This is a genomic window from Luteibacter sp. UNCMF366Tsu5.1 (assembly GCF_900119235.1).
Taxonomy (GTDB): Bacteria; Pseudomonadota; Gammaproteobacteria; order Xanthomonadales; family Rhodanobacteraceae; genus Luteibacter; species Luteibacter flocculans.
This window is the reverse complement of the sequence record NZ_FPIS01000002.1, coordinates 48,897-62,993: the sequence shown is the minus strand read 5'-3', so window position 1 is coordinate 62,993 and position 14,097 is coordinate 48,897. Positions and strand designations below refer to the sequence as shown.

12 protein-coding genes and 1 pseudogene are annotated in these 14,097 nt (G+C 64.4%); all 13 read right to left on the bottom strand.

The window, feature by feature from the left end:
- Nucleotides 1-10: 10 nt before the first annotated feature.
- On the bottom strand, nt 11-1,432 hold the full coding sequence (locus BT115_RS09480; RefSeq protein ID WP_218184747.1) for an efflux transporter outer membrane subunit: 1,422 nt from the start codon (nt 1,430-1,432) through the stop codon (nt 11-13).
- On the bottom strand, nt 1,419-2,594 hold the full coding sequence (locus tag BT115_RS09475; protein ID WP_072322382.1) for an efflux RND transporter periplasmic adaptor subunit: 1,176 nt from the start codon (nt 2,592-2,594) through the stop codon (nt 1,419-1,421). The genes BT115_RS09480 and BT115_RS09475 overlap by 14 nt, the downstream gene beginning before the upstream one ends.
- Nucleotides 2,584-5,787: an efflux RND transporter permease subunit gene (locus tag BT115_RS09470; protein ID WP_072322381.1), complete on the bottom strand. Its 3,204-nt coding sequence runs from the start codon at nt 5,785-5,787 to the stop codon at nt 2,584-2,586. Before BT115_RS09470 ends, BT115_RS09475 begins: the two co-directional genes overlap by 11 nt.
- Nucleotides 5,788-5,887: 100 nt before the next feature.
- Complete coding sequence (locus BT115_RS09465) at nt 5,888-7,252, bottom strand: sensor histidine kinase (RefSeq protein ID WP_072322380.1); 1,365 nt, start codon at nt 7,250-7,252, stop codon at nt 5,888-5,890.
- The gene (locus tag BT115_RS09460; RefSeq protein WP_072322379.1) at nt 7,236-7,916 is read right to left on the bottom strand and encodes a response regulator transcription factor; all 681 of its coding nucleotides are present in this window, start codon (nt 7,914-7,916) and stop codon (nt 7,236-7,238) included. Before BT115_RS09460 ends, BT115_RS09465 begins: the two co-directional genes overlap by 17 nt.
- Nucleotides 7,917-7,992: 76 nt before the next feature.
- Nucleotides 7,993-8,853 (bottom strand): RNA polymerase sigma factor RpoH, encoded by an 861-nt coding sequence (gene rpoH, locus BT115_RS09455; RefSeq protein WP_072322378.1) that lies wholly within the window; start codon nt 8,851-8,853, stop codon nt 7,993-7,995.
- Between the two features lie 321 nt (nt 8,854-9,174).
- Nucleotides 9,175-9,309 (bottom strand): annotated as a pseudogene (locus BT115_RS18920) (uracil-DNA glycosylase); the annotation flags it as partial.
- Nucleotides 9,310-9,327: 18 nt separating this feature from the next.
- A complete protein-coding gene (locus BT115_RS09450; protein ID WP_072322377.1) occupies nt 9,328-9,750 on the bottom strand; it encodes a hypothetical protein in 423 nt (140 codons plus the stop codon).
- The gene (locus BT115_RS09445) at nt 9,744-10,688 is read right to left on the bottom strand and encodes an RHS repeat-associated core domain-containing protein (RefSeq protein ID WP_072322376.1); all 945 of its coding nucleotides are present in this window, start codon (nt 10,686-10,688) and stop codon (nt 9,744-9,746) included. The genes BT115_RS09450 and BT115_RS09445 overlap by 7 nt, the downstream gene beginning before the upstream one ends.
- Before the next feature lie 49 nt (nt 10,689-10,737).
- Nucleotides 10,738-11,451: a uracil-DNA glycosylase gene (gene ung, locus BT115_RS09440; RefSeq protein WP_072322375.1), complete on the bottom strand. Its 714-nt coding sequence runs from the start codon at nt 11,449-11,451 to the stop codon at nt 10,738-10,740.
- A complete protein-coding gene (locus BT115_RS09435) occupies nt 11,448-12,287 on the bottom strand; it encodes a response regulator (RefSeq protein WP_072322374.1) in 840 nt (279 codons plus the stop codon). The genes ung and BT115_RS09435 overlap by 4 nt, the downstream gene beginning before the upstream one ends.
- Before the next feature lie 16 nt (nt 12,288-12,303).
- A complete protein-coding gene (gene ftsX / locus BT115_RS09430; RefSeq protein ID WP_072322373.1) occupies nt 12,304-13,284 on the bottom strand; it encodes a permease-like cell division protein FtsX in 981 nt (326 codons plus the stop codon).
- Nucleotides 13,281-13,970 carry a cell division ATP-binding protein FtsE gene (ftsE, locus tag BT115_RS09425; protein ID WP_218184746.1) on the bottom strand — a complete coding sequence of 230 codons (690 nt, stop codon included), beginning with the start codon at nt 13,968-13,970 and terminating at the stop codon, nt 13,281-13,283. Before ftsE ends, ftsX begins: the two co-directional genes overlap by 4 nt.
- Nucleotides 13,971-14,097 lie beyond the last annotated feature (127 nt).

The following is a 14,097-nucleotide window of genomic DNA, read 5'->3' as shown; positions in this document are numbered from 1 at the left end:
GCAACGTATCTCATGACGCGTTCCACCCGCCACCGAGCGCACGCACCAGTTGCACGCTGGCGCGCAGCTGTCGCGTCTCCAGGTCGATCACGTTGCGTCGCGCATCCAGCGCCGCGGTTTGCGCCTGCACCACGTCGAGGTAACCCACGGCGCCCTCGCGATAGCGATTGAGTGAGAGATCCACCGAGCGCTGCGCCGCAGCTGCTGCCGCACGCTGATCGACCAGCGCCGTGCCGAGATCGCGCAGCAGCGTGAGGTTGTCCTCCACCTGCGCGAATGCCGCGAGTGCCACACCGCGATACTGCGCGCCGGCTTCGTCCGTCGCGGCTTTCGCGGCCTCGACGGCCGCCTTGCGACGCCCGCCGTCGAAGACGTTGAGCAATAGCGTCGGCCCGATGGACCAGAACCGGTTCGGTGCGGTGGCGATGCTTCCCCAGCGGTCGCTTTGCCACCCGCCTTGCCCGTCGAGCGTGAGCTGCGGGAAATACGCGGACCGTGCCACACCCACGCGCGCGTTTGCCGCCGCCGTACGTCGTTCGGCGGCGGCAACGTCCGGTCGCCGCTGCAGCAGCAGCGACGGCACTTCGAGCGGAATGGCAGGCACCTGCACCGGCGCGTCGTTTGCCGCAAGCGTAAAGCCCGAGGCGGAATCGCCGACGAGCACCGCGATGCCGTGCAGGACCAGCGCGCGCTGCGCCTGCGCCTGAGTCAGTTGCGACTTCGCATTCGACAGCTGGGTCTCCGCGCGCGCCACATCCAGGCCCGAAGCGATCCCGCCCTCGTGGCGCGAGCGGGTCAGTTCGAGTGCGCGCGCAAACGCATCGATGCTCTCGTTGAGCACCTTGATCTGCCGATCGAAGCCGTTGAGCTGCAGATAACTGTCGGCAAGCTGCGCCTGCAGACTGAGACGCACGGAGGCGAGGTCCGCCGCCGAGGCCGCCTGTTCCGCCGTGCCCGCCGCGACGGTATCGCGCACGCGCCCCCACAGGTCGATCTCGTAGTCGAGCTGTCCGCCGATCGTGTACGAATCGTAGTAGGCCGGCGACGTGGCGCCGCGTAACGGACGCGTATCCGATTGGCGATTGCGTGAGGCATTGCCGTTCAATCCCACCTGCGGGTACAGGCCGGCACTCACCTGCCGTGTAAACGCCACCGACTGCTGATAGTGCGCCAGTGCCGCGGCGAGCGTCGCGTTGTTCGCCAGCAACTTCGCCTGCAGGTCGTCGAGGCGCGCGTCCCCGTAGAGCTTCCACCAGCCATCGCGGTCGATATGATCGGCCGGGGTCGCTTCGACCCAGGGACCCGACGCATTCGCATAGTGCTCCGCGACAGGTACCTCGGGCACCTTGTACGCAGGCGCGAGCGAACACGCCGAAAGCCCGAGCGACACGCACGTGGCGACCGCCATAGCGACCCGGTCAAGCCTTGGCATGATCGCCTTCCGCGGTCTTGGGTGCCTGGATGCGCACCGTATCGCCATCGGCCAAACCATCCGGCGGGCTTTCAATCAGTCGATCACCCGCGGCAAGGCCGGAACCGAGCTGCACCGTCTTACCGAAGTCGCGAGCGATGGTGACCGGCTTGAACGTCACCTTGTTGTCGCGATCGACGACGGCGACCCGCAGGCCCTTGTCGTCGAAGACCAGCGCGCTCGCGGGCACGCGCAACAGCGACGCGTTGGCCGGCAGATCGAAGGTCGCACTGGCATAACCTCCGGGCAGGAGCTTGCCGTCGCTGTTGTCGACCAGCACCTGCACCAGGGTCGTTCCCGAGGCCGCATTGATCGCCGAAGAGCTGGCCTCGATCGTGCCCTTGAACGTTTGCCCCGGGTACTCCGGTACCGTGAGTTTCACCGTGGCGCCTTGCTGGATGGATGGCGCGTAGTTCTGCGGCACGTTCACGTACAGGCGCAGCTTGCGCACATCCGAGATCACGAACAGTTCCTGGCCGCCACCACCTGCGTTGATCAACGCACCCACATCGGTTTCGCGCGCCGTCACCACGCCATCGAACGGCGCCACCAGCTTCGCAAAGCCCTTCAACGCCTCGATCCGTTCGAGGTTGGCCTGCGCCGCCTGGGCCAACGCGTGCTTGGCGTCGTAGTCGCCCACCTTCTCGTCCACTTCCTGCTTGGACACCGAATCGGAATCGCGCATCGCCTGCCAGCGCTTGGCGGTCGTCTGCGCCAGTGCCTCGTTGGCTCGCGCGCTCGCGAGATCGGCCTTGGCCTGCAGCAGCTGCTGGTCGAGATCCGGCGTTTCGATCTCCGCAAGCACGTCGCCCGCCTTCACCTTTTGCCCGATGTCCGCCTTCCAGTACTTCAGGTATCCGCTGGTGCGAGCAAAGATCGGTGCGCGCGTATAGGCGGCGAGGCGACCGGGAAGATTTAGCTCACCGCCGCCCTGCCCGCCTTCCGGCGTCACCACGCTGACCGTGGGGACGGCTTGCTGATCGGTCCATTCGCGTAGCCTGCGCGAGTCGTTGGCGCGCGTCGCCACGCCGGCCACGACGATCGCGAGCACGACGATCGCAACGATGATGCCGGCCAGACGAAGCCGGCGCGGCGGAGGAGTGTGCAACGTATCAGGCGACATGGACGGGCTCTCCGGAAGCGTTCGCCGGGGTGGGTGACGGGTGACCACGCCGTGCGTGGATGATGCTGAAGACGACCGGGACGAAGAACAGCGTGGCAACCGTGGCGAAGACGAGACCGCCGATCACGGCACGTCCCAGCGGCGCGTTCTGTTCGCCACCCTCGCCAAGACCAAGCGCCATGGGCGCCATGCCGATGATCATCGCGAGCGCAGTCATGAGCACGGGGCGGAAGCGCACGAAGCCACCCTCCAGTGCTGCCGCCGTCGCGTCACCCAGCTCAGCGAGACGTTCGCGGCAGAAGCTCACGACGAGGATCGAATTGGCCGTTGCCACGCCCATGCACATGATGGCGCCCGTGAGCGCTGGCACCGACAGCGTGGTATGTGTTGCGAACAGCATCCAGACGATGCCCGCAATGGCTGCGGGGAGCGCGGTCACGATGACGAACGGATCGCTCCACGACTGGAAGTTCACCACGATCAACAAGTAGATCAGCACGATCGCTCCCAGCAGGCCGAAAATCAGACCCGAGAACGCGTTGTTCATCGTCTGCACCTGACCCAGCAGGGCCGTGCTCGACGCCTTGGGCAGCGCCTTCTTGTTGGCCTCGATGATCTTCTGGATGTCGGCGGCGACAGCGCCGAGATCCCGGTCCTGCGTGGTGGCGTAGATTTCCACCATCGAATTGATGTTGTACTGGCTCACCACCGCATTGGTCGCTGTGCGCGATACGGTGGCGAGACCGCCAAGGATCTGCGCACCGGCGTTCCCGCTGCTCGGGCTGATCGGCACGTTCTCCAGATCGGGCAGGCTGTCCAGGCTGTATTGCGGCGTCTGCATCACGATCGGATAGGACACGCCGTTGGCCGGATTGAGCCAGAAGGTCGGCGCGATCTGGCTCGATCCCGCGAGATTCACGCCAAGGCTACTGGTGACGTCGCGCTCCGTGATGCCCACTTGCTGAGCGCGGCTGCGATCCACATCGACGTTGAAGCCCGGGCTCGTCTGCGACTGCTGGATACGCGCATCGGCGACACCCGGCACGCGACGGATCTCGCGCAGCAGGCGGTTCGCATAGGCGAAATTCGCAGGCAGGTTCGGACCGCGGATCTGCAGATCGATCGGTGCAGGCGAGCCGAAGTTGAGGATCTGGCTGATGATGTCGGCCGGCGGGAAGGAGAATGTGACGCCCGGGAACTCCCGAGGCAGCGTCTCGCGCAGCGAGCGTACGTAATCAGCCGTCGGTGCGTGGCCTTCGTTCAGCGCGATCTGGATGTCGCCATCCTGCGAGCCGATCGTGCCGGTGTTGTTGTAGGTATTGTTGATGCCCGATGACGAAAGGCCGATGTTGTCCACCACCGTGCCCAACTCGTCCTTCGGAATGACACGACGCACCGCATCGGTCACTTCGGCAAACAAGCGCGCACTTTCTTCCACGCGCGTGCCCACTGGCGCGCGCACATGCATCAGGATCTGCCCGGAATCCACCGCGGGGAAGAAGTTCCGACCCAGCATCGGAACGAGCGCGAACGACAGCACGACGAACGCGATAAAGCCGATCGTGAACACCTTGCGGTGCTGCAAGGCCAGGGCGAGCAGCCCGTGGTAGCTCTCGCGGAACCGTTCGAAGCGTGCTTCGAATCCGCGCTGGAAGCGCACCAGCGGATTGCGCGAAGGCTTCTTCCCGTCCCCATGCGGATCGTCATGCGAATGGGGATGCAGCAGGTACTTCGCCATTGTCGGCACAAGGGTGCGGGAGAGGATGAAGGACGCGATCATCGCGAACATCACCGCCTCGGCCATCGGCACGAAGAGGAATCGGGCGACGCCATCGAGGAAGAACATCGGCACGAACACGATGCAGATGCACAGCAGCGACACGAACGCAGGCGTCACGATCTGCGCGGCGCCATCGAGGATGGCGGTCTCGACGTCCTTGCCCTGCTCCAGGTGCCAGTTGATGTTCTCGATAGTCACGGTGGCATCGTCGACGAGGATGCCTACCGCCAGCGCCAGGCCGCCCAGGGTCATGATGTTCATCGTCTCGCCCAGCGCCGACAGCGCGGCGATCGAGCCGAGAATGGCGAGCGGGATGGACGTGGCGATGATCACCGTCGATCGCCAGCTACCGAGGAACAGGAGAATCATGAGGCTCGTGAGCGCCGCGGCGATCACGCCCTCGCGGGCCACACCCTCGATCGCAGCGCTGACGAACAGCGACTGATCACCGATGGGCGCGATCTTGAGGTTCGCCGGCAAGGCATCCTTCATCGAGGCGACGCGCTCCTTGACGCCGGCAATGATCGCGAGCGTGGACGCGGAACCGTTCTTCAGCACCGTCATCAGCACTGAACGATCGCCGTTGACGTGCACGATGTTGGTCTGCGGTGGAGAGCCGTCGCGCACGTGCGCCACGTCGCGAATGAACACGGTGGCGCCGTTGACCGCTTTCACCGGCAGGTTGCCCAGCTCGTCGATCGCCGACGGCGAGTTGTTGAGCTGCAACGTGTACTCGAAGCGGCCGATCTTCTGCGTGCCGACGGGCGTGATCAGGTTCTGCGCAGCGAGCGCATTCGCCACGTCCTGTGCGGAGAGGCCGCGTGCCTGAAGCGCCTGCGGATCGATGTCGATCTGCACCTGGCGCGTCTTGCCGCCGAACGGGTACGGAATGGCTGCACCGGCCACCGAGACGAGCTGCGGGCGGATGATGTTGAGGCCAAGATCGGCGAGGTTCTGCTCGGTGAGACCTTCGCCTGACAGCGCCAGCTGGATGATCGGTACCGTCGAGGCGCTGTAGTTGAGGATCAACGGGGGTGTCGTGCCCTGGGGCAACTGGCGCAGCAGCGTCTGCGCCACGGCGGTCACTTGCGCGTTCGCCGTGCGGATGTCCACGGTGGGCTGGAAGAAGATCTTGATGATGCCGAAGCCCTGGATCGAACTGGCTTCGATGTGCTCCACGTCGTTCACCGTGGTGGTGAGCACGCGCTCGAACGGCGACGACACGCGTCCCGCCATCTGATCGGGGGGCAGGCCGTTGTACTGCCACACCACTGCAATCACCGGAATCTTGATGTCCGGAAAGATGTCCGTGGGCGTGCGCAGTGCAGCGAGCGGACCGACGATGAGGATCAGCAACGCGAGGACGATGAAGGTATACGGCCGCGTGAGTGCGATCCGGACGATGCCAATCATGGGGGACGGATTCCGAGCGCGATGTTGCGTCACCGCGAATTTTGCGCCGTAAGGAATCGTGGGCGTAGTTAAGATTTATTTAGGGGCTGCTTACCGAGTCCTAGATGGCAGGACAGGTCACGGAAAACACCGCGCCCTTCTCGTTGCCGCCGACCGAGAGCGAGAATCCGTGCAGGCGCACGATCGCGGCAACGATGGCCAGACCCAACCCACAGCCTGGCTTGGATCGGGTCTCGTCGCCGCGATAGAAGCGGCGGAACACCGCTTCGCGCTCGGCGACGGGGATGCCGGGACCGGTATCGGCGACGTCCACGCGAGCGTCGCCACCGGCGTCGGTCGATGCGACCAGGCGCACCGTGCCACCGTTCGGGGTGAATTTGATCGCATTGCCCACGAGGTTGGCGAATGCCTCGAACATCAACTGCGGATCGCCGCGCAGCAGGGGCAGCTTGCCCACCTCGATCTCGAAACGCTGCTCGCGGTCTTCGGCCAGCGGCGCATAAAACTCGTGCACGTTACGCAGCACGGTGCCGAGATCCATGTTCTCGAAGCAGGCACTGCGTTGGCGATCTTCCAGCTCCGACACGCGCAAGAGCGCGCGGAATCGCGCCAGCACGGTATCGATCTCGGCAACGCAGGCGTCGAGTTGCTCGCCTTCCGGCTTTCCTTCGAACTGTTGTTGCAAGCGATACAAGCGCGTACGCATGCGGGTCAGCGGCGTGCGCAGGTCGTGAGCGATGTTGTCACTGACTCCCTTGACCTCGCCGAGCAAGCGTTCGATCTCGGTCAGTGTGGTGTTCACGGTAGCTGCAAGCAGGTCCACTTCGTCGCCGCCGCGACTGACCGGCAGGCGCACGCTGAGATCGCCCTCGCGAATCGGTTCCATCGCCTGCTGAATCGCACGGATGCGTCGCGCAGGGCCGCGCGCAATCAGCACGCCGCCGAGCAGCCCGGGAATCAACGTGAGCGACAGGCCCCACAGCACGCCACGTCGGATGATCGCGCCGATGCCGTCGATGGTGGTGCTTTCCTTGGCGACGACGATGCGGCTACCGTCGGGCAACTCGCGCGTGATGCCACGCACGCGTGCCGTCGCCTTTCGTGTGGGACTGTCGAGGGTGGCTTCGAGCGGAAGCACCACGCCATCTCGCCCCAGCTCGCGCGGCACGGTGGCGATGTTGCCGGCGATGCGCCTTCCCTGGGCATCGAACAGGCCGATCCACATGTAGCCCTGAACATCCACTTCGCTGGCAGCCTCCACGGTAGCAGGCAGGCGCCGCGGGTCCGTGCGCTCGAGGTAATGGATACGCGCAGCGAGCATCTGATCGACGACGCCCGACAGATAACGCGATGCCTCCCATTGCACGACGCCGAGGAGCACCACGCACCAGATGGCGAACAACGCGCCGTAGATGATGATCAGGCGCGAGGTGGCGGAACGCCAGGCGTCAGTCAGCGGGCGCAAGAACGTATCCCGAGCCGCGGACGGTGCGAATGAGCGGCAGCTGACCGGCGCCGTCGATCTTGCGGCGGAGGCGACCGATATGGACGTCGATCACGTTGGTGCCGGGATCGAAATGAAAGCCCCAGACGTGCTCGAAGATCATCTGCCGCGTCACGACCTGACCCGCATTGCGCATGAGGAATTCGAGCAGCCGGAATTCCGTGGGCAACAAGGCCAGTGCCTGCCCATTGCGCTGCGCGTTGTGCCGCACGAGATCCAGCTCCAGGTCCGCTACGCGCAGGCGCGTTTCGTTGGCAGTAGGCCGGCGTCGGCGCAGCAGCACCTCGGCCCGTGCGGCCAATTCGTCGGGCGCGAACGGCTTGGTGAGGTAGTCGTCGCCACCGGCGCGCAGACCGCGCACGCGCTCGTCGACGTCGGACAACGCACTGATCATGAGCACCGGCGTGTCGATCGCGCGCTGGCGCAATGCGGAGACGACGTCGATGCCGTCCATGCCGGGAAGCATGCGATCGAGGGTGATGATGTCGTAACCATCGGCAAGCGCACGTTGCAGACCGTCGCGGCCATTCGCGACCCAGTCGGCCGTGAGACCGTGCGCACCCAGCTCCGCGACGATGTCGCGAGCGGTGACCTCATCGTCTTCGATGACCAGGGCCCTGAGCATCAGTTTGGACTCCTGCATGGTGACAACGGAAAACGGCCCCCGAGGGGGCCGTTCCGAATCTTACGCCGCCGATGGATCAGGCCGCGATGGCAACCCGCATCTTCTTCATCGCATTCGCCTCGATCTGGCGGATGCGCTCGGCGGAAACGCCGTACTCGTCCGCAAGATCCTGCAGCGTGGCCTTGTTGTCCTCGGCCAACCAGCGGCGCTGGATGATGTCACGCGAACGGTCATCCAGATTGCCGAGCGCCGAGGACAGCGCGCCCATCTGGTTGTTGCTCGCGTCTTCCTCGGCGAGGTTGTCGTACGGGTCCGCGCCCTCGTCGACCAGGAACGCGGCCGGTGCCGGCTTCTCGTCGTCGTCGGCGTCAGCCGGGGCTTCGAAGCCCACGTCGCGTCCCGACAAGCGGGACTCCATCTCGCGGACGGTGGCCTCGGGCACGCCCAGGTCATTCGCCACGACGCGCACCTCTTCTGCGTTCATCCAGCCCAGACGCTTCTTGCTCTTGCGCAGGTTGAAGAACAGCTTGCGCTGCGCCTTGGTGGTAGCGACCTTCACGATGCGCCAGTTGCGCAGGATGAATTCGTGCATTTCGGCACGGATCCAGTGCACCGCGAAGCTGACCAGACGAACGCCCTGGTCCGGGTCGAAGCGCTTCACCGCCTTCATCAGGCCGATGTTGCCTTCCTGGATGAGGTCGGAAAGCTGCAGGCCGTAGCCGTTATATCCGCGAGCCACATGGACCACGAAACGCAGATGCGACATCACCAGTTGCTTGGCGGCGTCGAGGTCGGCTTCCTCATGGAAGCGGCGCGCGAGCGACTGCTCCTCGTCAAGGCTGAGCACCGGAATGCGATGGACCGCCGAGATATAGGAATCCAGACTGCCGACGACGCTCGGTAGCCCGTAGTTACGGGTGGCGAGGGCTTGTGACATGTGTGGAACCTCCTGAAAGTCTTGTACGCAGATTAGCAGTCCCGGGATGAGAGTGCTAAGTCGGCCCGAAGTTCATCGGTTAACTGTACGCAATGGTACAGAAATAGGTCAGGCATGTCCAGCGCTGGGTAAGGCTGGTTCATGTCCGGTACGGTCCGGGGCGTCCACGGCTGATGGCCGGCAACGCAACCCGTTGTTCGCAATGCCTAAAACCTTCGCCGTAGGAGCGCACCCTGCGCGCGACAGCTTCTCGCCCCGGTTCGCACGCTCGCGCGCCAGCCCCCAGGCCCGGCGAAGAGATGTCGCGCGCACGGCGCGCTCCTACACCTGCAGGGCCGGTCGGGGCGGCAGCGACCAGTCGATCGGCGGCTCGCCGCGGGATTCGAGATATGCGTTGGCCTTGGCGAAGTGGCCGCAGCCTATGAAGCCGCGGTGGGCGGACAGCACGCTCCTGTTCTGCAGCGATGAGGAGCCCTATTTGGCCCTGCGCCGTAAACCGTCCGACAGCTTGTAAGTGACGTCGCTTATGCCGTCCGCCGAGAACGAGATGACGGGCCCCTTCACGTGGACCACCCCGACCCAGGACGCCTCGACAGACTTCCTTGCCGTCCCGACGGTACCGATCGTATCCATGATCCGGTTCAAGTCAGTCCAGTCTGCTCTCCCGCCGCTCTCCAACGTGATGCCCTTGTCGCACTCAGGCTCCGCCAGATAAGCCCCATGCACGCCATCGCTTTCTACATGGGATCGAAACGAGACGCGCCGATCGTCGTATTTCTCAGGGGAGTGCACGATATCGCATATGGAGGCGACCACCGTCACTTGCGAGGCAAAACCGACATTGGCAGCAGTCGCAAACGCCAGCCCGATGAGATAAGGCAACCAAGGCTTCAGCATTTCCCACCTGCATTGCACCAATTCTCTGCGCTCTTCTCCGCATAAGTCGAAATGGTTTCTTCGTCGACCGAAGAATCTCCTTGCGTCCAGATTCCGTATATCGACGAAATTCCCAAACCCTGATTCACGGTGCCTTGAGTACGGTAAGCATTCTGCTCATCCGAAAACACTGCATCCCGACCCTGTATCGTCGACGCTCGCTGCGCCAGGCCGTGACTGCCCTCATGGGCCATGGTTGCCGCCCACTCGGCTTCCCGGCTCTCTGGCACACGATTACTCAACTGACTCGCGAATCTTCCTGCATCCACTGTCACCGTCACTTCGTTGCCCTTTGTGACAGTGTTAGCAACCGCTGAACCGCCAAGATTAGCAAACTGTACAGTGACACCATTGGCCTCGCCCGGCTTCCCGTAAAGTTTGGCGACGCTCTCAAGCTTGACCCGCATCGCACTACCTGCGGCAAGGGCGCCGGCAGCCTTGCTTATCGTAGCCACCGCTGTGGCCACGCTATCGCAATTTTTTCCGTCACCCTTGCAGATGTACATCCCCGTCGGGTCCCTGAGAGATAGCGGGTTATTGGCGACATACGCAAACCGACTGAATGACGCGATTGCCCCAGTACGGACAGGCATGGGATCCCTCGTCAAGAACCGCCCAGATTCAGCATCGAAATAACGGGCCTTCATATAGATCAGGCCTTCATTCACATCCATGAAGTGGCCTGTGTAACCCATACCGTCCTGCGCCACTCCGAGGGCGAAGCCTCCAAAAGGGCGAAAATCAGACGAGGATCTGATGTTCCCTTGAGCGTCAGTCTCCGCAAGCACCGTTCCCTGCGGATCCGTGTAGTAGTAAGCCACCTCTCTTGCATTGACCGAGCCGGTCAATGCGACAGCCGCCGCAAACAAATACCTATTGCTCGACATCCCTTCCGTCATGCGTATCGGTATTTCGAACACCGCCGGTGCCACGATCTGTTCTTGTCGTCTAAAGCTCGGACCCGGTCGCCATTTCTTTCCGCCCAGGCAGCGACCAGTCGATAGGCGCTTCGCCGCGGGACTCCAGGTAGGCGTTGGCCTTCGCGAAGTGGCCGCAGCCCATGAAGCCGCGGTGGGCGGACAGCGGCGAGGGGTGCACGCTGCGCAGGACCAAATGGCGCTTGCCGTCGATGAGCTGACCCTTGCGCTGGGCGTGGCTGCCCCAGAGCATGAAGACGAGCCCTTCGCGCTCTCGGTTGAGTGCGTCGATGGCCGCATCGGTGAAGCCCTCCCACCCCTTGCCCTGATGCGAGCCGGCCTGCCCTGCTTCCACGGTGAGCACCGCATTGAGCAACAGCACGCCGCGATCGGCCCAGGGAGTGAGGCAGCCGTGGTCAGGGCGCGGGATGCCGAGGCAGTCCTCGATTTCCTTGAACATGTTCTGCAGCGACGGCGGTACGCGCACACCGGGACGCACGGAGAAACTGAGGCCGTGCGCCTGGCCGGGACCGTGGTACGGATCCTGGCCGAGGATGACCACGCGCACCCTGTCGAACGGTGTGTGGGCGAAGGCGTTGAAGATCTCAGGGCCGGGCGGGTAGATCACCTTGCCGGCGGCCTTCTCCGTCCGCAGGAAGTCCGACAGGGCGAGCATTTCGGGGCGGTCCAGATACGGGCCGATCCGCTCCTTCCAGGAGGGCTCGAGTTTCACGCGATCGTTCAATGCGCCATCCTTTCGCGCAGATGTTGAGCAACACGGAGTTGGAACAACAGCTTGGTGATGAGGAGCTTTTCCTCCACCGGCTTCTCGACCAGATCGTTGGCACCGGCGCGCAACAGCGCGGCCTGATTGGCGGGATTCTCGTCGCCCGTCATCACAAGCGTGGGCAGTTGGCCCTTGCCGTAACCGAAGTCGTTGCGGATGCGTTCGACGAGATCGCCGCCCGTTAGTTCACCTTTCAGGCTGACGTCGGTCAGCACGACGTCCGCGCCGACGTCGCCACGCGCACGTGCCGCGTGAAGATGATCGAGCGCGTCTTCCGCGCTGATCACGTGATGCACGGTGAGCCCGTACTTTTCCATCATGCGGCGCGTCGCCAGCGCGACGACGCGGCTGTCTTCCACATAGAGCACTTCGCCTTCCGCGCCGCCTTCGGGGCGCACGTAGCCGCGAATGAATTCTGCCAGGGCGCCGAAGCCCAGCGACTTGTCGAAATAGTCGGTGATGAATTCGCCCAGCTCGCGCCGGTGCAGGCGCTGCTCCACATCGCCGGAGACGACGACGATGGGCATGTAGATCTGCGGTGCCGACTCGCGGACGAAGCGGGCGAGATCGAGGCCATCCATGTCCGGCAGGCGCAACGCGATGGTCACGAAGTCGAACACGCCGCGCTGCAACTCGGCCTGCGCTTCGGCCCCCGTGGATACGCCGACGATCTCCACGCCCGGCACTTCGGCCGTGACGACACGGGCGATCAACTGGCGCACGACCTTGGAGCCGTCCACCACCAGAATGCGCGGTGTCGCGCCTGCGACACGTGATCCGATCTGAGTTGCCAACCCCGCCCCCTTTTCGTCAGGCCGCCGCGGCGCGGCGAATTTGCCGCGCGCTGACGAGCCTTGCCCCGAGCCACCCCAGCACAGCCGAAGCGAAGGGTACCGAAAGCAGCAGCCACGCAGGGAGTCCGCCGAAGGTGACGCTGCCATCGTAGGCCGCCGCCAGCCGTCCCACCGGGCCAGCCATCGCCAGTTCCAGCACTACGGCGAGCATGACCGCGAGCACCCCCGCCAGGAAACCGAGCCAGATGCCGGCGTAGAGATAAGGTCGGCGAACGAAGGGCCGGCTCGCGCCGATCAGCAGCAGGACGCCGATCTCCGCACTGCGGCTCTGGATGTCGACGCGGATGGTATTGCCGACCACCAGCAAGGCGGCGACACCGAGCAGCAAGGCCAGCAGCGCTACGGCTCGGCCGCCCACGCCGAGCAACGCATCGAGTCGCTGCCGCCACGCACCGGTGTCCTGGACCATGTCCACGCCCGGCGTGGCTTTCATGGCGTCGACCAGCCGCCCGACATCGTCGGCGCTGAGGCCCGGCTTCGGCTGCACCGAAAGCACGTAGGGCAGCGGGTTCACGTCGAGCGACTGCAAGGCGCCGGAAAAGCCCTGCACTTCGGCCAGCTCGTCCAAACCGTCCTTCGGCGTACGAACGACGATGTCGGCCACTTCCGGCCGCCCGCGAAGCGCCGAGGCGGCGGTCTGGGCCATAGCGGCGTTCTGGCCGGGCCTCATGAAGGCGCTGATCGACTGATTGCGGCCAAGCGCATCGCCCATCCGCTGGACGTTGCCGAGCAACAGATAGAACGCCAGCGGCAGCGCCAGCGCCACGCCCATCACGGCCACCGTGAGCAGCGTGCCCAGCGGCCGGGCACCGAGCCGGCGCAGGCTGATCGACATACTCCACGCGTGGTGCTCGCGCCAGGCACCGAGCTTGCGCGGCTCGCTGCGGCGGGTCTTTTCCGGCTCGGGGGCTCTGCGAGGTTCGCGGACGGCGTTCATATGACCTCCGTGGCCGGAACGTCGGCGATCAGCTTGCCGTGGTCGAGCACGACGACGCGCTTCTTCATGCGCTTGATCAACATCAGGTCGTGGCTGGCGACGAGTACGGCCGTGCCGACGGCCTGGAATTCCGCAAACAAGGTCATGATCTCCATCGCCAGTTGCGGGTCGAGATTGCCGGTGGGCTCGTCGGCGATGAGCACCGCCGGCTTGGCGACGATGGCGCGCGCGATGCCCACGCGTTGCTGCTCGCCCGTGGAAAGTGCTTCAGGCAACTGCTTCTCGTAGCTCAGCAGGCCGACCTTTTCCAACGCCGCGCGCACTCGCCTGCCACGATCGGCGGGCGGAACGCCGGCAATGACCAGCGGCAGTTCCACATTGGAGAACACGGTGCGGTCGAGCAAAAGGCGATGGTCCTGGAAGACCATGCCGAGCTTGCGTCGTATACGGGGGATATCACCGGGGCGAACCGTATTGAGTTTCTGGCCGTCGAGCGTGACCACGCCGTTAGTGGGGCGCTCGATCATCGCCAGCAGCTTCAGCAGCGTGCTCTTGCCCGCGCCGGAGTGTCCGGTGACGAAGGCCATCTCGCCCGCGTCGACGTGGAAGGACACATCGGTAAGGGCCTGGTGACCGCCCTCGTACCGTTTGCTCACCAGATCGAAACCGATCACCGCATCACCCATTGGCCCGTGAATCTCGAGAGGATAAGGGATGTAGTGAGGAATTGTGGGCGCCGCCATGGTGGCGAGAAGCCCACGGAGCAAAGGTAGGAGCCACCCTGGTGGCGAAAAGCCAACAAAGCGGTGTGGC

Excerpts from the sequence above, each read along its gene's own strand:
- BT115_RS09480 (WP_218184747.1), bottom strand. The coding sequence starts at position 1,432 with ATGCCAAGGCTTGACCGGGTCGCTATGGCGGTCGCCACGTGCGTGTCG.
- BT115_RS09475 (WP_072322382.1), bottom strand. The coding sequence starts at position 2,594 with ATGTCGCCTGATACGTTGCACACTCCTCCGCCGCGCCGGCTTCGTCTG.
- BT115_RS09470 (WP_072322381.1), bottom strand. The coding sequence starts at position 5,787 with ATGATTGGCATCGTCCGGATCGCACTCACGCGGCCGTATACCTTCATC.
- BT115_RS09460 (WP_072322379.1), bottom strand. The coding sequence starts at position 7,916 with ATGCTCAGGGCCCTGGTCATCGAAGACGATGAGGTCACCGCTCGCGAC.
- rpoH (WP_072322378.1), bottom strand. The coding sequence starts at position 8,853 with ATGTCACAAGCCCTCGCCACCCGTAACTACGGGCTACCGAGCGTCGTC.
- BT115_RS09450 (WP_072322377.1), bottom strand. The coding sequence starts at position 9,750 with ATGCTGAAGCCTTGGTTGCCTTATCTCATCGGGCTGGCGTTTGCGACT.
- BT115_RS09445 (WP_072322376.1), bottom strand. The coding sequence starts at position 10,688 with ATGACGGAAGGGATGTCGAGCAATAGGTATTTGTTTGCGGCGGCTGTC.
- ftsX (WP_072322373.1), bottom strand. The coding sequence starts at position 13,284 with ATGAACGCCGTCCGCGAACCTCGCAGAGCCCCCGAGCCGGAAAAGACC.
- ftsE (WP_218184746.1), bottom strand. The coding sequence starts at position 13,970 with ATGGGTGATGCGGTGATCGGTTTCGATCTGGTGAGCAAACGGTACGAG.